Origin of the sequence: Pseudoalteromonas sp. Ps84H-4 (assembly GCF_024124645.1) — a bacterium.
Classification (GTDB): Bacteria; Pseudomonadota; Gammaproteobacteria; order Enterobacterales; family Alteromonadaceae; genus Pseudoalteromonas; species Pseudoalteromonas lipolytica_C.
Genome location: NZ_JAMXSK010000028.1, coordinates 11,618 through 28,430, shown reverse-complemented (window position 1 = coordinate 28,430; position 16,813 = coordinate 11,618). Strand labels below are relative to the sequence as shown.

The window sequence follows — 16,813 nt, the reverse complement described above, 5'->3', positions numbered from 1 at the left end:
TACTTAAATAGCATATACAGGCTTAGAATTAGGGGCTGTTGAACTTTCGTGATTAGTTTTTGAGCGGCATGGTAAAGCGTTATAATTTGCTTCGCCAAAAGTAAAATAACAACCCAATACCATGCCTAGACTAATGCTAACTGATACGCGGTGGCTAAAGCTACTTCAAGTAATGAAAAATACAGGCCGCATATACAACAAACCAGAACACAGAATGACGTTTGAAGGGATACTCTACCGGCTGAGAACGGGTATCCCATGGCGAGATTTACCCACAGAGTTTGGTGGTTGGAGCACCATTTATAGACGCTTCAATTTGTGGTCAAAGAAAGGGTTATTAAACCGGTTATTCAATGAGTTAGCAAAACTTTCTGATTACGATTGGGTCTTTGCTGACGGGTCGATTGTTAAAGCTCATCAACATAGCACTGGCGAAGCGACCTCAGACAATGAGTGCATAGGAAAGAGTCGAGGTGGTAACTCTACAAAAATCCATTTAGCCGTGGATAGCGGAGGGCTTCCCATTTATTTTGAACTATCGGAAGGCCAGAGAAATGACATAACTCGCGCTCAAAGCTTAGTTGACCATTTTGCGGGAAGTGAACATTTTCGTCGGCGACAAAGGGTATGATAGTGATATGTTGAGGGAATATATTGAAGCCAAAGGAGGCGCTTCAGTCATCCCCAAGCGGAATCATGGTCAAGATATAGACAAAAACAGTATCGATTGGTGTCTCTATAAATATCGCCACTTAGTTGAAAATGCCTTTGCGAGAATTAAACATTATCTTGCAATATCAACTAGATATGAAAAATTAGCACGGAACTATGTCAGCATGGTCTCACTGGCATTTTCAATGATGTGGTTGCCTATGTATTGCTGATTGAAATATGTACAGTAAAGTTCAACAGGCCCTAGCTTTCTTCAACAATTTCCAGCCAGTAAAGATGGATTTAACCCCAAGTTTGAAATTAAAAAACTCGCTTATGGCCGCTTTGCAGTAAATGATGAATGTTTTTCTGACGGATCAATTTAAAGTGCGTTCTGGGCTGGCTTTATTGCTGCAGATGGATGGGTTGATGGTGATAAACGTATTGGCCTTTCTCAACACATTAACAATGAGCTCATTTTGATCGATTTTGCTAAGTATTTAGATTTTGGGAACACCTTAAGTTACCGGTTTTCTGCAAGTAACGCGGTTATGGTTGAAGTTAGATTTACCTCTAAGGTAATTGCTAAACCACTAAAACAGTTTGGCATTGTACGTAAGAAAAGTTTAACTATAAGCCCACCTAAATTATCTCAATCAACTAATGTACTGGCATTTATTGCAGGCTATATTGAAGGTGATGAATGGGTTAGGAAATATTACCAAAGAAATAATAAATGCTTTTGTATTGGCTTGTGTAGTGGCTCACAAAAGTTCATTGAATGGGCTCATAATGAAATAAAGAGCTTGCTTGGAATTACTGGATCATTTAGCACCAAACAAAATACAGTATCATTAAAATATTCAAACTCGGCTAGCATTATCTTGTTAGATCGTTTATAACCTGTCTCTAACCAGAGTAGCAAGATTACAAAGCTTATTCAGAATTGGCACCTATAACTGGCCATGACAAACTTGAAATTTCATCGCGATTAAAATAAAGCTTTGTTCCATCACTTTTCAAAATGTAGCTTTCCAAAGATATTGGATCTGTTCTTAATGTACCTTTGATATGACATTCAACTGATGTACAACCTCGTAAAATTAATGTCGTATTTGGGGTACCATCACTGAGAAGAGCAACAACCCTATTTGTGACGTAGATATGCAAAAGATAAATTATATATAAAACAGCTATCACCATTTTCCAAAAGCTTCTAAGTTCTCTAGATTCCGCCATATTTTGCCTTCAGTTATTGATTTAACTCACCTATTATTCTAAGCGTACTTTTAATGAGTACCCTCTTTGCAATCTTCAATAAAAAGCGTCTTAACAAACAAATTTTCCGTATATTTGTTAAGGCGCTTTGACACAACAACTTAATCATACATGAGCATTAAACCCACCAGCTAATTTTAAATTACTTCATTGCCTGGGTAACCGCATATGGCGTAGCAACCAACTTCAAATCTTCACCTATTTTGTATCGCATTTTATCAAGATCATCATTGAGCTTATCCAGTGATTCGATATATGGTTTAGCAACAGCCCCTTTTAGTGATACACCTACAGATGAATTTGACTTGATGTTATGAAGCACTTCCTGAAGTACCGTTATTATTTGCTGAGCTACAGCTTCCTGCGCTGTCAATGATAATGTCTTTGCGGCCAACCGAGGGCTTTTTAAAGCGCTAACTAACTCTGTAGCATTTAAATCTGCAATAGCTTGTAGTGCTATTTCATCTGCCGTCTGAGCTACATTCAGTCTTTTATCAATTTTGGCAACGAGCTTTTCTGCTATATCATCAAAAATGTACTTTAAGCCTCTGCTTGAGATAGTTTGTTCAATAGGGTTTAAGCAATTTGGATCTGTGCTTTTACACTTCATTACTCTAATTGAGCCTGTATCAGACTCTTCGAAAATATCTCTTAATGAGACAGTTGCAGGTTTAGTTATTACATCAATCCCAGTATCGGTCGAGCTTGTGCTTCCAGACTTTCTAGAAATTGTTGTACCGGTTAACGACATGATCAGGTCTTTTAAGTTTGCACCACCCAAACCTGAGATTGAGGAATGGGTATAAGCACTGACATTTGCATTCACTAGAATATGATGAGCTGTATTAACTTCTACTTCGACACCATTTTTTTCTGCTTTAACAGCTGTATTATCTGTATCGCCTTTTGTAGCGTTTGCCTCACCTCTATCTGTTAACCAACCTGAAGCATCATTTGCGAGTCCTTCTAAAGCACCAAACTGCACTGAGCTCTTGAAAGTATCGACTGCATTTGTGCCGTCATCTAATTTCAGATCTCCCAAATATCCAACAGCCTTTTCGCAACCATTAGCTGTCATTTGATTAAATTCATCAAGTTTTGTTTGAAGGTCTGACATTAACTTACTACATGAGGGACAAACTGAAGTTAAAGCCAAGTTAAAGGCGTATGATGGTACACCTTGTGCAATCGCCCTTCCCATTTGCACTAATTGGTCGGAGTTTATTAAGCTAAAGCTTCCAGCAAAAAAATCGATGCCACCACAGCCTCCAGATATTTTCGGAGGTTGGAAATTAACGACATTCGCTCTTACCCCTTTTACTCTGTAAGAAGCCCCACCAAAACTAATACCGTTTCTTGTTGGTGTACTGAATGAAGTAGCAGTTGTCGTTTGAAATGTTACAGCTTCAGTAAAGACATCTTCCATCACAGTTGAAGCATGAATTGATGGAGACAAAGCGCTAAGTGCAATTAGCACTGTTAATTTATTAATTTTAAACATTACTGAGCCTTTGATGTCGTTGAAAGGTTAATCTCATTAAGCCGCTTTCTGAGTAGATCAGATAGAATTGAAGGGTTGTCTTCTAACTTTTGCTTTTCAACTACTAAAGGCTCCTTTGACACAAGAATGTCTTTCACTTCTTGTGTTTTAACGAATTGCTCCTCACTAATGAGGTTCATCCGTTTTGCTGCATAGAATGCTCTTTGAACAAGTTCACTACCTGATGCCATGCCATATTTAATTGTTTGAAAGTGCTGACCATCATTTGAGACAAGCATTGTTGTAGGGGTAATGCTCACTTGAAACTTTCGAGACAAAGTCATGTTAGGGTCGATGACATGCTTAACTCCCGGGAACTCTTTATCTAAAAGAATGCCATCCATTGAGATTGCTAACACATCAACCCCCATTATCTTAGCTAAGGACTCCATCGCAGGAAGTTGTTGGTGACAATACGGGCAGTCAGAACGATAGAACATCCACAGCCCAACTTTATCGAATAAAGAATTGAACACTTTGGCTTTATCTTTATTTGTTTTTACTTTATGAGCAAATAACGCATTACTTGAATTTGGTCGGCGGTTACTTTCAGAAAGTTGCTCTTCAAACATAAAAAATTCTTTTGTTTGATCGCTAAATGCATTCGCTTTGTCGATAGCTAAACGTTGTGCGTAATAATAGTTAGAAATGTTCTCTGTACTAGGATCATCAATAGCTATATTGAGTAATTTAGGAAGGTTTTCTTTTAACCATGCTGAATTAATTTCAACCATTTCTGGTTGTTTCTTGTCATTTGGCTGTGCAGAAGGAGGTTGCGCCTTTGGAACTTCTTGCTTTTCCTCATCTACAAGCTCAGGATCTTCGTAAAAGTGCCATCCTCTACTAGGCTTTTCTGTTCCAGAAACCGGTGAGCTTTTAGCAGACACAAAGCCAGCATTCATTACTCCCAATGCTACAATGGTTAAACTTAAATAGAATCTCATTCCTTTCAACCTACGAAATTTTAGCTACTTGCGTGTGTTGTACTCGAACTGATTGCTCTTGAACGAAATGATGGATATTTACTTTTTTAAGTTTTATTGTTTTCACTGATTTAGGATTAACACCACAACGGCACCAAGGACAAGAAGAAGTGAAGCTTTGGGTTGTTCTTAAATAAAAGCGGCCACATGAGCATCTATTTGGGTATAAGTCCTGCTTAGAAATTCCACAAAACAATGAATTAACTTGATTAATGTCAATTGGGTCGACCAAATCTTGGAATCGCTTATTAAAGCTTATACAAACATTAACAAGCATATCGGCAAAAACATTCTGATTATCAAAATCAAAATTAGGGTAAAGAGCTTTAGCTTCATTAAATAGTAGATTCGCTATCAAAAATCCTTCGCGGTTTGAATCAACCCATCCATACCCAACCGAATTTGCAATTTTCTTGAACTCAAATGGCTTAGAAGAAATAGTGTCTACTTCCCTTTTTATTTCTTTATAGCGTCCAATTTTGATATAAGGAAAGAGCTCAGCAACAAGAGCAGGTCTTGCATTAAGAGACATCAGCGAAACAATCAGTGAAATGTCCCTTGTTATATTATATGAAACACTTCTTCCATCCACTAAACCTATGAGTTCTGAACTAACTGCATTCATAATTAATTCCCTACCACAGCGATTGAGGTACTTGCAGCTAAGTTTTTAAGCTTGCCAAGTTTTGAATCATTATTCTCAGCACTTTTAATAGCATCTAGCATTTGTTTAATTCCATTCAGACCAAGCGATGCCGCGTTAATAACTGTTTTTTCTCTAGCAAGTCGTTGCAATGCCATTGTACTTGCATCACGTATAGCAACTACATCAGCTTCAGATTGAATACAGAAAAGGTGCGCAGCCAATTGAATATCTACAACTGCAGCATGTTTCACTAGAAGCAACGCACTAACTTGAATAGATATTGCTTCATCCAAAAATTGACTTCGATTTTCCATAACACAACCAATAAAAAATTATTAACAATGAAGCTACATTTTAAACAGAAGCTCACTAAATTGGCAACTATACAAAGTGTATAATTCACAATTAAAATTTATAGAAATTTTAAACGGTTGATTTTGTAAATTTTAATTTATTTATAAATCGCCACATTATGATTTAAAAAATAAACACAACCACAATCACTAATACTTTATAACCAGACATTTAAGTCGAGTACTGTTATCAAAAATCAAAGTTGGCCATTCACAATCCAAATGTAATACTCAACTCAGGAATAACTTTTAGGTTTTTAAATGACATCTCTGTTTCACATTGCAAATAAAATTAATGAAATGCTCACCGAATATGAGCTGGGTAACCTTCAAGAATTGAGGAAAAATATTCATTCTTTATCACGAGTTCCCTCAAAGTACGTATTTGACCAAAGGGGGGTAAAAAAAGATTGGGGAGCTCACTTCGGAGGTCGAGCCGAGCTTCAATTTAACATCGGCTTTGAAAATAATTCGTTTCGATACGGAGTAGCATTCTCCCTTCGCCCTAGTAGAGATCATCCAAACCTTAATGCTCTAATAGAGAAAATTAATTTATTCAATGAATACATCGATGAATTCGGAACTGAGTTTTACGATTTAAGCATGTGGCACTATGATGTTGAGCATGACGGCTCTAGAAGTGAAGACTTTCAGCCAACCATAATCAAGTCAGAATGGTGCAAAACTAATGCTTTTATTTTCCTAGGTGAAAAACAAAATCGTGAAAAAATTGATTATCAGCGAGTTTGTGATGTGTTAGATCGCTTACTACCTTTGTATCTTCACATAGAGATAGCATCAAATAATGACAGCCCTTCTACTCCCTCTTTTGTTTTCAAACCAGGTTGCAGAGCAAAACTGTCATTTACCAAAGCCTCCTATAAGAAAGATCAGCAAATAGATGTACGACTATTACACAATGATCTTCAACAGGCTTTGTATGATGAATTAGTGCAAGTCTATGGCAGGGATAACGTAGGCACTGAAAACATTATAGGATGCGGAAGAGTTGATCTGACTCTCCAATTGGGTGATAAGTACAGGTTGTATGAAATCAAAACAGCATTTAGTGCTAAATCATGCATACGGCAAGCAATTGGGCAACTTCTAGAGTATGCGTACTTTTATAAAGCAGGTTTCGTTGAAAAGTTAATTGTTGCTGGTCCTGTAAAATGCACAAGCGTTGAACATTCCTATCTGAATGAACTGCAAAACAAGTTTAATTTGCCGATCGAGTATTATCAAATCAAAGGCCCATGCTTTGACTTTGATTAGGTTATAATTTCATTTTACTTTCTTAAATTGTATTTATGTTGAAAAACCCCAAGGTAAGGGCGGAAATATCCGAAGACAGCGAACTAATAATGAAGGAGTAGTTATGGAAGTTTGGGTTACATTTGATTCAAATGTATGGGAATCAATAGTTGATGAAAATAAAAGGGCCAACTCTGCCGAGGTATATTCTCAGTTGTTCCATTTGATACAGTCGAAAATTATTACTCCATTTTTCTTTGAGGGCATAGCAACGATCGAGACAATGAAAAAGTCAGAAAGAAAACCTTATATAGCAAATTTTAAAGGTGCATATTCCATAACATTAGACGGGGAGGAAATTTCATCTTCTAAAGGCTCAAAAGCTCCAGAGTTAACTGAGTATTTAGCAAGTATGATACCTAAAGCATTAGAACTTGGATTTAGATTTACTAAGCTACCAAGAGTTGGCGCACCTGCGCTTGAGTTTGACAAAAAGTATCTTGCACCAGATGTAAGACATGATTTAGGCGATAGATTAGAACGATCATTCGAGTGCCTTAGGTTTATTGAAAGCCTGGGAGCTGGAAGAAGCCATCTAATGAATCAATTACCGAAGGTTGAAGGTGGCCTCATACAGAGAACTAAGGCCGATAACAATTTATCTGATAAGAAATATGCAAAAAGTGTTGGTGAGTGGGTTGATGGTGATGCTCTGGCAGCAAGTTATGGTTATGGTATTGATTACTTCTGTACTAATGACAGAGCCAGTAGTGCTGGTCAAACATCTATCTTTTATCATGAAAACCTTAAGAAGTTAGAAAGCAATTACCCAGTAAATGTAATCACTCCAGAGGACTTAATATGTAATTTAAAAACAAATGCCTCACAATTCAAGTAAGCCGCCCCCACCTAGAATGGTTCGGGTTGCGGATAGGTGCCTAAATAGGTCAAGTTCACAAAACGGAGCTGGCTAGGAGGGAGCAGATACCATATTACGGATACCAAGTAACTTATGATAATTCAGATATTCTGTTTCAAATTTTCAAAAACACCTAAAAACCACCAACTAAGACGTTTAAATTAGATGCCCCATTTCATTTTACATATTCAATCACTCATTCCGGTATTTGGCCTGTAACCAAATCAATTGAATCCTAATACCGGAATGCTTTAACAAGTCATCTAATCCACCTGCTGGTAAATACATTTGAACTTTTAGCTATAAGCTTAATTCAGAAGTCGGGCAAAGAAACTTCACCGAAAAGCAAACAAGACATTCACTTCAAAGCTAAGAAGCTCCTTTATACGGACTATATGTTGTTCATTCTTCGGACGCATACGGTTGCATCGTGTGTCCGTTATACGAAGTGTAAATTCGTGTGACGAAATCCATTTAATGGACTTCATTAAGCTGGTGGTTAAAGATGATATATTTCCAAATTCATTGTTGTCGATGGAATATCATAATTTGTAATCAGTTGAATCCTTCCAAAATACGGAAGCTGAATACATCAAATTTAATCCGCCAAACGGAATGCTAATGCTAATCAACTGTCCGTAGTGTGGAGTGCAATCACATTTGTTTTATTCTTTAGACTTGTTAGATGTGTTGCCTTAATTTCATTTTGAGCTTGAAAGCAAAAGCAGTATTCTGGTTAGAATGCACGTCCGCTTTGCGGAGTAAGCTCCGTTCAATTCATAGACCACTTGCTCACCTCCCCTTCTAAATTACTAATCCAAGTGAATGGAAATGTATCAACATTGTTTTCCGAATTATGGAAGACGCCCATACCTTACAGACTCCATGATGCGGATTTGTCATCGAGTGATATATTTTGGTCAAAACTAACAATATTACTTATTGCGCTATTGTTCTGAAAATACCGCCAGACAAAGCCTCGGTTCATTATACGGAAGAATACTGGAAACTGTTTTTCCATAATGCGGAATTACCAAACAACAACGACATCCTTTAAGAGGAATAAGCTTAAGTTTACTATGGTTCATATGGCGGACTTTAAATGAGCTTATCTGAAGCTTCAGAGAACTTACAACTCATAAAATGCATATGAAGGATGAGTTAAACATATAGCGAACAATTTAACCGCTTTGCGGAAAGTGATTGTTATCTTTTAATGGCTAACACTATCCACTATACGGATTGTGAGCACTTAACTTTAAAAGAGGGTTATTCAAGTTCTAGTTTTTAGGTATGACCCTTCACATTCTATAAAATCTAAAATTGCTCATCATGACACCAAAGCTGCCTATAGCCACATGCTCATAAAATTTTGAGTAACCCCTCAGTTAGCTAAGGCTGGGTTTTTCTAAGTAAATAAATCAACACACAAAAGAGACGTAGAGTAGATTGATGATGTAAGCATCAAAGCTCTCAACTTTTAGATTTCAAGTAATATAAGTTAGTTTGCTACATATATGATGCAAAATTTCAATTTATTGCAGTAACCGTAAATGATATTTCTTTCCTGAACTATCTTCTTTAGAACCGTTTAAAACAAGGTGACTTAACGTTCACAGTTATTCTGTTGCATAAATTATGATGCAACCATTCAACATTTACAGTCGGTTTGACTACATGTTAAACCTGCCACAATAGCTCTCCAATTCATAAAAACGGGTTTTCTGCGTAGTTATGATGCAGAAAATAGTTTATTTAACCAATGTCATTCAATGACAAGTTTTTGCGTATCTATGATGCAAAAAACAATCTCCCTTCACAGTGTTCCTTGGCAGTTTCGCAACGCAGAAAACTTTTATTTGCGTCTAAATAGAGCAAGCCTTTTTATTGCTCTAGATTTATTTCCCAGTTACACCCTTGAGGTTTAATTCACTTCAACTTTCTGTTCGCCACACTTAAAAACGTGCTTTGGCTAATTTTTTTGAATATACGTTTGAAAATTCGGCTTTAGCTATCTTTTTGCAAAGCATAATTAAGTCTCAATTAAAGTTCGGGGTTAAAGATGCTGTCTACAGAAATAGAAGTGCTGAAATTAGTTTTAGAGGCTATCGAGGATGCTGAAAAACCAATTGTAGAAAGTGCGCAAGATATTTGTGATCAACACAAAAAAAGGAGAGTTCTTTTAGATCAAATTCATGGTGAGTCGGGCGATTTTAAAAAATCGACATTACAAGTAAAAGTTAGGCAGCGAAAAAACTCTGAAAAATTTTACATCACTTGGGTTTCTCATGAGTACTCACCTATCAAGAAAATTAATAGGCATTGGGGGGGGAAAGAAATTCCACCAACAAAAAAAGGATATACCGAAAAACAACTGAGTAAAAATTGCGAGGATGGCCACGCAAAAATTAATTGGGAAACTGAAATGCAACTTGCTCCATTAAGGGAGTCACTTGAAGTGTTGCATTCATCCAGAGTTAGTTTGAAAAAGCAGATCTGCAAACTTTCTAAAACACTATTTACCGCTCCAGCTGAGGAAGAAAATCATGATCAATAATGACCAACTAATCCATAAAACATTTGTTACTAATATCCAGTTCAAATCACACACCATCCATAACTTTTGGAAAAACGAAGGTGACCGGACATTAAATATTTATGAACGCATTGGTTCATTATTAATGTTAACCACAACAGAAAATGAACTCTATTCGAAAGTAAGCGCTTGGGAGTCAGAGCTTGCTGATTGGTTTAACCAAGAAATCGAAAGTATACAAAAACAAAAAGAAGCATTTATGGAAAATGCCGGTTTAGAAGAATCACCAGAAGTTATGACACCAAGCTCTTATGAATCAAGCGTACCAGTTTGCTATCCAGTCACTTGGAAGTTACTAAATTTAATTCAAACTTTAGATAATGAAATCGCAGAATTAGAAAATCTTTGGTTAACCGGTTTTGTTACAGATTTAGGTCGTCATGAAAACAGCAATAGAGCGATTGGTCTATTACGAAAATTAGTAGCAAAAATTAGCAATGCTACATCACCTGGTAAAGACAGAAGTGGGGGTCGATTTAAATCCACCCAACTAATTTCGTTAATTCGAGGTGGCCTAGAGTTATATGTAGATGACAGCCTTATTTTAAAACAAAATGAAGAAATTAAAGCCAAAGCTTCAATTAAAAACACAGAAAAAAAGACTGACTCAAAATCCACTTCATTGGATAGCACTTCTGCAGACTCTAAGAACGAAACCGAACAGCCAAGCAACTCAAAAGTTAACGCAGCTTAAAATGACTAGGCGGGAAACCGCCTAATTTTTCCAGAGAGAAATATGAAGCTTTTACTTATTCCTTTTACTATTTTAATTAAGCTTTTTTTTAAAGTTCAGAAAAAGTATCTAATCGTTCAAAGTGAAAATGCCGCTCGCTTGATGAGAGATGACGCAAAGAAGTGCAATGTAGATCTTGATAGTTCGAATAGCCCAGAGTTAGTTAATCAGATCATTGATGATAATAAATATTTAATTGCTCAAACTCGCTACTGTTTTGGAAATTGCCATGATTGGGAAAAAGAGAACCTAACCTTTCAGGGTCTATTTATAGATACGATTAAAAACTACGCTAGATATTGTGGCAACCTTCCTGCTTCTGAGGGTTATCACCATGCTAAAGAGTTCGGCTTAATTGAACATAGTTTACAAGTAGCTGATTTGGCATTAAGGCAAGCAAAGTCTCAATTCCTCCCTCAAGAATTCCCTCTAGACATCGAGAGACAAAGAACAAAAAGATATCAGTACGCCGCATGGCTTTGCGGCTTAGTGCACGACGCAGGGAAGATGCAAACTGATATGGATATTTACGATAAAAGCAATCCAAATAATATCTGGATTCCAATTATAGAGGACCTTGTTAGTTGGAAAGAAAAAAACAAAATAACAAAAGTTGGCATTAGATGGAGAAAAGACAGAATTCATAAGGGGCATGAAGTTTCTCCGCAACCCATATTTCAACAAATCCTCACACCTGATGCAAAGAGGTACATAGGCACATGCCCTGGCAATTTGCTTGAAGATATAAGCACCACGCTTGCAAACTATCAAGGTATAGATGGCTATTTACAGAGAGCTGTTCGCTCAGCTGACTATGTTTCAACTGCGAAAGACATTCAAACAACTTGGGACAATGACCTTGGCGCAAGGAAGTCAGCATTACACGAGAAAATCCTCAAGCTAATGCAAGATAAAGCTAAAGTATGGCTAAAAGAAGGTAAAGCTATTGCTATTGATAACGAGATATACCTTCGGTGGCCTGAATGCTTCAATGAGTTAGCAAAGGAAATGCATCAATCAGATCCAACTGTTCCTAACAACCCAAGTCTTTTGCGTGAAAAAATGATGGATAGGGGCATTCTTCGTAAGCAAGAAAAAACTGATTACGCGCTCTTTTTTGAAACTGTTACTAACCTGTCTGAGGGTATTGATTTACTCATCAGTAAAAATCTTAAGGGCGGTATTGGCGTTATTCGTCTGGAGTGGCCTTTATTTTTGCTTAAAGGTGAAGTTATTCCACCAAACCGTTACGGGCTATTAAAACTCGACATGGGGCTAAACGCAGTCATCTACTCAAGTGAGGGTTACCGATACATAAGCGAAGAAAATGTTATTGCTCATGAGGCTGCGGCTCACTTAAAAGCTAATAGTGATTCTCTAGAAATGAAAGTTGAGCATTCGACAACAAAAAGTCCGCAAAAAAACGGCAAGCCTAATACCAGTAAAGCCAAAGGAGAAGCTACTGCAGAAGAGCCCATTAAGCCTAACAACCCATTTGAAAAAGCAAAAGCAGCTCAAAAGGATAGCCCAAACAAAGATAAACCTAAAAAGGAAAAACCAAAGAACACTAATGGTGAGCTGTTTGCTCCAACCAACCAACAAAGCGCAAAGGTACCGGAAAAGCAAATTAACGAAACAACACTTAAAAAAGCAGCCCCAAAACCTAAGAGTGGTATTAAGGTGACTTCAACGACCAAAGCCATTGAGTTCATAAAGACCTTAGAGCCGATTTTAATCGATGGTCAAAACTACTACCTTGTTGATGATAAATGGAAAGACAACCTTGACGACAATCTAGAAAACGAACTTGAAAAAGCGGGGCTTATCGAAAGAAAGCCACCAGCATTAATTCGTTACTTCATCATCAATAAGCGTAAATACGTTAAAGCGAAGTCGCTTGAATCAAGTCAAAACCAAAAAGCTGAAAAAAAGCCGAAATCAAATGAAAATCAGGATAGTTCAGATGTAACCGCGGCTGATAATACATCTCAGAAAGCAAAGTTAGATATTGAATCTCTGCTTGCTATTGGCTTAACCCCTAAGACTGCTGAATTATTATTTGGAAACATTATTCACGAAAAAGTTGAGTTAAGAGACGGCTTTTTAATTGCCCCTATAAGAGATAAGAAAACTCTTGTTAATGCCGTCACAAACAGCAAAGCCAGCGAAACAAATATCTTGTCGAGTTCAATCGTACAAGATAAGAATGACATACATATTAAGGTGAAACATGACGCAGGAACGTAGTAACCCATTATTCCACGAAAATTTATACCGCCCTGTATATGAACTAAATAAGGCTTACGCCTCTTTAGCCGCTGGTGTTGTAACCTTTACTTCAAGCGTTATTGAGAGTGAAGGCCATATCGGTATGGTGGGTTTTGGAATCACTACAATACTCACCGCTCAATGTGGACACTATACTTTAAAGGCAATTCCACTAGTCAAACGCCAGTGCAAAATCTTCTTCAACAAGATTGAATTCGAGGATATAAAAGCAATACGTCAAGAGCACATGGCTAAAGAGAATATCCTAAATCCAAACAACAAAAAGAAGGGAAATAACAAGATATTCATTGGAAATGGATTTGAATGGGGCGTGGAGCATGCAAATCGTTCATATCAAATACAAGGATTATACTCTGACAAACAAGAAGTGAAGCTTCCACTATTTCTTAAACCATTCGTTAAAAAATGGCGTAAAGAAACGTTAAAGCTTGGCGGTAAGCCATGGATTGATGGTGTCGGGGATGCCGAAAGGCAATACGTAGATGCTGAAACGTTCTTTGGCCACTCTATGATTATGGGCAATGTTGGTACCGGTAAAACAACAATGTTCATTTTGCTTAGCCTCGCGATGATCCACAAAGGCTATACCGTCATTGTATTAGACCCAAAAAACGACTCATCGTGGCGCAAAGCCCTACAAGCGGAAATGGAACATTTTGGTAAGGGCGAGCACTTCCACTACTTTCACCCTTCTAAACCATCTACATCTTGCACAATAGATCCGATTAAAAACTGGAATAGACCGACTGAGATAGCTGAACGTATCGCATCCATTATGGTTGAGTCGGGTAAAGAAGATAGCTTCATTCGATTCAACTGGAACGTCATAAACTCAACAGTTAACGCGATGCTTTATGCGGGCATACAACCACAAATCAAATCGATTGCTCGTTATGTGACAACAGGCAAAACCGCCTTAACTCAAAAGTGCCTTGAAAGACACTACGCTAAATGCTTAGGGGAAGATTGGGAGACTCAACTTAGCACCAAAATAAGCTCTTTCGGGAAAACTCGTTTAGAGCAAATGCTAAATTACTATCAACAAGTTATATCTCAACAACATCAATCACCAGAAGTGGATGGCATAATTCAGTTGCTTACGCACAACGCCGAGCATATGCAAAAGATGACAGCTAATTTACTTCCTATTTTTAGCGTCCTTACATCTACACCTATGGATGAGCTTATATCACCAGAAGAGGCGATAGCAGAAAGCTTAGATGCGCGTGATGAGGATACTAGATACGATACAGCTGAAAGTGAAAATATATATTACACATCAAATCACATTGAAGGTGTATCAAAGAAATCAGGGAAAATAAGAGAGAAAGACAGTCGTTATGTAGACACTTCAGACATCGTTGAAAATGGAGGACTACTTTACATGGCGCTTGATTCTCTCAGCGACACAAAGACAGCTGGTTATTTAAGTAAACTTGTTTTAGCTGACATTGCTGCTGTAGCAGGTTCACGATACAACTTCTCAGAAGGGAGAGGCCGTCGAGTAGCGGTGTTTGTGGATGAAGTACATGCAGCGATTGCTGGGAATGATGCTCTTTTGAACTTATTAGCTCAAGGTCGTGCAGCATTTATGCAAATGTTTATTGCAACCCAAACTAAAGCTGATATTGAAGCTAAAACAGACCCAGCTACTGCAAACCGTGTATTAGGTCTGTGCAACAACTTCTTCTCTATGAGAGCAAACGACACATCAACTCAAGAATATGCTTCCAGCCAATTTGGTGAAGTGCCAATAACCAGCCAACAAATCACTTTAGGTCAAAGTTCAGGGAACACAAACGACATGACTGACTTTGGTTCTTCATACGCTGAGAGGCTTACACAACAAAACGACAAAGCATTTAACGAAAGCCTACTTGGTTCGCTGCCTATTTTACAATATGTAGCACGACTTGCTGACGGCAGAACAATCAAAGCTAAAGTACCGGTAATACAACGATGAGCAGAGAAAAAGTATATAAAATTCAAAGTAGATGCTACAAAAAAAGCAATGTGAATAATTCACTTTCAGAAGATAACAAGCACATATACTCGGTCATCTACAAGAAAGCACCTGCTGTGGAAGAAACACTTCGATATTTGTTAGATTTTATTGGGGATGAATTGAAGCATCCACAACAAGATGTAGATCTATTTAATCACATCATTAACAAAGCTGGTCAGCACTCTCTTGTACATAGTTCACATCTGAGCCGAGCAGAGTTTTTTAAAGCCTTTCTCTTCACGGTTACAAGTGAACTTACAGCCGTACTCGATGTTATGGTCTACACAGGGGGGTCAGGCTCGTGTATTGCAGTATGGGACCCACTCTTAGAGACAATCAGCCAGTTTCTAATCACGCACAAGAACTCAGCAATACGCGCTAAACCAAACTTAATTGAAAAAGAGTTAAATCAAGATTCATTACTGATGATACAACACTTTCTACTGAGCAAGATTGTGAAGCGTTCACACCTGTTCTATTTCGGCATTCCTAATTTCGATGAAAGTAAAACCCTTACATTTAAGGAGGCGTTTTCGTCATGATTTATGAGAATGACAGCGAAGACCTATATAAGGATAAGTCTGGAGAGCAAAATAGAAAAAAAGAATACTCAAAGTTATTCATCTTTATTCTATTTGCGTTGGCAGCACAGGTTCTTGCTTTAAACCCCACCAGCTTTAACAGAATGCTAGAAAATGAAGTTAAAGCGAGCTACAAGGCCATCGGTGAAAAAAATTGGCTTAACCTTACAGATGCATCGTATAGGCACTACAACACAATCATTGTGAGGTCAGGATTTAAGCAGTATTTCTTAGACAAAGTAAATCGAGATACAGACGATAAAAACCCTTTAGCCAGGCTAACAGCAAAACTTTTGCCTTTAGTGAAAAGAGTAACAAACAACATACAAACGCTTACATACCAAATCTTACACAGAGCAAACCTTTTAATGATTTGGCTTTATATTTTAGTGCCTTTCGCACTTGCTCAACTAGTTATTGGTCTTTATAGCTGGAGAATTAGGGCTTATACATTCGGTAACAAAACTAAGACTCGTATGTTAGTTATTAAGAAACTAATCAAAGGTATTTTAGTAGGTATTATTGTCTATTTCGCCCTACCCAACTTTTACCCCACAGCTGGGGCATACATACCTTTTATTGCTTTATTATTTGCATCATTCCTAACATCTAGATACATAGCAACACTGCAAAAGCATATTTAGAACTAAGGGTGGGACTCTAAAGGAGCCTGTATATAACGGAGCATGTAACAGCTTAGTTAGTGTTACTGGTGTATTCTAAGCAGCGAAGTTTTTCATCGCCCTCGCTGATTAAAGCGAAACTTCAACAGCTGTTTAACAGATACCAAAGCAACACAACTATAACGCAGAAGTTTCTTGTTGGAGCTATAACCCCTCATATATACGATTTTGCCTAAGAAACTGTTGCCTGTTAAAAAAAGTCTGATAATTTGGGCAAGTGAACACTAAAAAGTACAATCAATGACTCATTTTTCTATAAAAAATTTCATGATGAACATGCCTTCTCAGCGAATGCTGGGAGG

At 37.5% G+C, this 16,813-nt stretch carries 15 protein-coding genes; 10 read left to right on the top strand and 5 right to left on the bottom strand.

The window, feature by feature from the left end; genetic code table 11:
* Positions 1-121: 121 nt before the first annotated feature.
* Positions 122-884 (top strand): IS5 family transposase gene (locus NH454_RS19310; protein WP_235373819.1). Its coding sequence is split into 2 segments (ribosomal slippage): positions 122-589 and positions 591-884, totalling 762 coding nucleotides; the frame shifts between segments, so codons are not numbered across the junction.
* Between the two features lie 246 nt (positions 885-1,130).
* Positions 1,131-1,553 carry a hypothetical protein gene (locus tag NH454_RS19305; RefSeq protein WP_036973893.1) on the top strand — a complete coding sequence of 141 codons (423 nt, stop codon included), beginning with the start codon at positions 1,131-1,133 and terminating at the stop codon, positions 1,551-1,553.
* A 34-nt stretch (positions 1,554-1,587) separates the two neighbouring features.
* On the opposite strand, the gene NH454_RS19300 is transcribed toward NH454_RS19305, so the two are convergent.
* The 5 genes from NH454_RS19300 to NH454_RS19280 all read right to left on the bottom strand — a co-directional run bounded on the left by NH454_RS19300 (position 1,588) and on the right by NH454_RS19280 (position 5,412).
* On the bottom strand, positions 1,588-1,890 hold the full coding sequence (locus tag NH454_RS19300; protein ID WP_036973894.1) for a hypothetical protein: 303 nt from the start codon (positions 1,888-1,890) through the stop codon (positions 1,588-1,590).
* A 181-nt stretch (positions 1,891-2,071) separates the two neighbouring features.
* Positions 2,072-3,430, bottom strand: coding sequence for a conjugal transfer protein TraH (locus NH454_RS19295; protein ID WP_235373820.1), 1,359 nt, complete (start codon positions 3,428-3,430; stop codon positions 2,072-2,074).
* Positions 3,430-4,413, bottom strand: a complete 984-nt coding sequence (gene traF / locus NH454_RS19290; protein ID WP_235373821.1) for a conjugal transfer protein TraF — start codon at positions 4,411-4,413, stop codon at positions 3,430-3,432. Before traF ends, NH454_RS19295 begins: the two co-directional genes overlap by 1 nt.
* Before the next feature lie 10 nt (positions 4,414-4,423).
* The gene (locus NH454_RS19285; protein WP_138558825.1) at positions 4,424-5,077 is read right to left on the bottom strand and encodes a hypothetical protein; all 654 of its coding nucleotides are present in this window, start codon (positions 5,075-5,077) and stop codon (positions 4,424-4,426) included.
* Positions 5,078-5,079: 2 nt separating this feature from the next.
* Positions 5,080-5,412, bottom strand: coding sequence for a hypothetical protein (locus tag NH454_RS19280; RefSeq protein ID WP_138558826.1), 333 nt, complete (start codon positions 5,410-5,412; stop codon positions 5,080-5,082).
* A gap of 300 nt (positions 5,413-5,712) precedes the next feature.
* Between NH454_RS19280 and NH454_RS19275 the strand changes: the two genes are divergently transcribed.
* The 8 genes from NH454_RS19275 to NH454_RS19240 all read left to right on the top strand — a co-directional run bounded on the left by NH454_RS19275 (position 5,713) and on the right by NH454_RS19240 (position 16,472).
* Positions 5,713-6,726 (top strand): hypothetical protein, encoded by a 1,014-nt coding sequence (locus NH454_RS19275; protein ID WP_199524913.1) that lies wholly within the window; start codon positions 5,713-5,715, stop codon positions 6,724-6,726.
* A 103-nt stretch (positions 6,727-6,829) separates the two neighbouring features.
* On the top strand, positions 6,830-7,603 hold the full coding sequence (locus NH454_RS19270; RefSeq protein ID WP_199524914.1) for a hypothetical protein: 774 nt from the start codon (positions 6,830-6,832) through the stop codon (positions 7,601-7,603).
* A gap of 2,083 nt (positions 7,604-9,686) precedes the next feature.
* Entirely contained in the window at positions 9,687-10,181 is a 495-nt protein-coding gene (gene mobI, locus NH454_RS19265; protein ID WP_253039993.1) for a conjugative transfer protein MobI(A/C), read from the top strand.
* The gene (locus NH454_RS19260) at positions 10,171-10,914 is read left to right on the top strand and encodes a hypothetical protein (RefSeq protein WP_063528494.1); all 744 of its coding nucleotides are present in this window, start codon (positions 10,171-10,173) and stop codon (positions 10,912-10,914) included. The genes mobI and NH454_RS19260 overlap by 11 nt, the downstream gene beginning before the upstream one ends.
* Before the next feature lie 42 nt (positions 10,915-10,956).
* On the top strand, positions 10,957-13,200 hold the full coding sequence (mobH, locus tag NH454_RS19255; protein WP_235373822.1) for a MobH family relaxase: 2,244 nt from the start codon (positions 10,957-10,959) through the stop codon (positions 13,198-13,200).
* Entirely contained in the window at positions 13,184-15,205 is a 2,022-nt protein-coding gene (locus tag NH454_RS19250) for a type IV secretion system DNA-binding domain-containing protein (protein WP_063528343.1), read from the top strand. Before mobH ends, NH454_RS19250 begins: the two co-directional genes overlap by 17 nt.
* Complete coding sequence (locus NH454_RS19245; RefSeq protein WP_235373823.1) at positions 15,202-15,789, top strand: hypothetical protein; 588 nt, start codon at positions 15,202-15,204, stop codon at positions 15,787-15,789. Before NH454_RS19250 ends, NH454_RS19245 begins: the two co-directional genes overlap by 4 nt.
* Positions 15,786-16,472 (top strand): DUF4400 domain-containing protein, encoded by a 687-nt coding sequence (locus NH454_RS19240; protein WP_235373824.1) that lies wholly within the window; start codon positions 15,786-15,788, stop codon positions 16,470-16,472. Before NH454_RS19245 ends, NH454_RS19240 begins: the two co-directional genes overlap by 4 nt.
* Positions 16,473-16,813 lie beyond the last annotated feature (341 nt).

Excerpts from the sequence above, each read along its gene's own strand:
- NH454_RS19240 (WP_235373824.1), top strand. The coding sequence starts at position 15,786 with ATGATTTATGAGAATGACAGCGAAGACCTATATAAGGATAAGTCTGGA.
- NH454_RS19250 (WP_063528343.1), top strand. The coding sequence starts at position 13,184 with ATGACGCAGGAACGTAGTAACCCATTATTCCACGAAAATTTATACCGC.
- NH454_RS19260 (WP_063528494.1), top strand. The coding sequence starts at position 10,171 with ATGATCAATAATGACCAACTAATCCATAAAACATTTGTTACTAATATC.
- NH454_RS19245 (WP_235373823.1), top strand. The coding sequence starts at position 15,202 with ATGAGCAGAGAAAAAGTATATAAAATTCAAAGTAGATGCTACAAAAAA.
- NH454_RS19285 (WP_138558825.1), bottom strand. The coding sequence starts at position 5,077 with ATGAATGCAGTTAGTTCAGAACTCATAGGTTTAGTGGATGGAAGAAGT.
- mobI (WP_253039993.1), top strand. The coding sequence starts at position 9,687 with ATGCTGTCTACAGAAATAGAAGTGCTGAAATTAGTTTTAGAGGCTATC.
- NH454_RS19275 (WP_199524913.1), top strand. The coding sequence starts at position 5,713 with ATGACATCTCTGTTTCACATTGCAAATAAAATTAATGAAATGCTCACC.
- mobH (WP_235373822.1), top strand. The coding sequence starts at position 10,957 with ATGAAGCTTTTACTTATTCCTTTTACTATTTTAATTAAGCTTTTTTTT.
- NH454_RS19270 (WP_199524914.1), top strand. The coding sequence starts at position 6,830 with ATGGAAGTTTGGGTTACATTTGATTCAAATGTATGGGAATCAATAGTT.
- NH454_RS19300 (WP_036973894.1), bottom strand. The coding sequence starts at position 1,890 with ATGGCGGAATCTAGAGAACTTAGAAGCTTTTGGAAAATGGTGATAGCT.
- NH454_RS19280 (WP_138558826.1), bottom strand. The coding sequence starts at position 5,412 with ATGGAAAATCGAAGTCAATTTTTGGATGAAGCAATATCTATTCAAGTT.
- NH454_RS19295 (WP_235373820.1), bottom strand. The coding sequence starts at position 3,430 with ATGTTTAAAATTAATAAATTAACAGTGCTAATTGCACTTAGCGCTTTG.
- traF (WP_235373821.1), bottom strand. The coding sequence starts at position 4,413 with ATGAGATTCTATTTAAGTTTAACCATTGTAGCATTGGGAGTAATGAAT.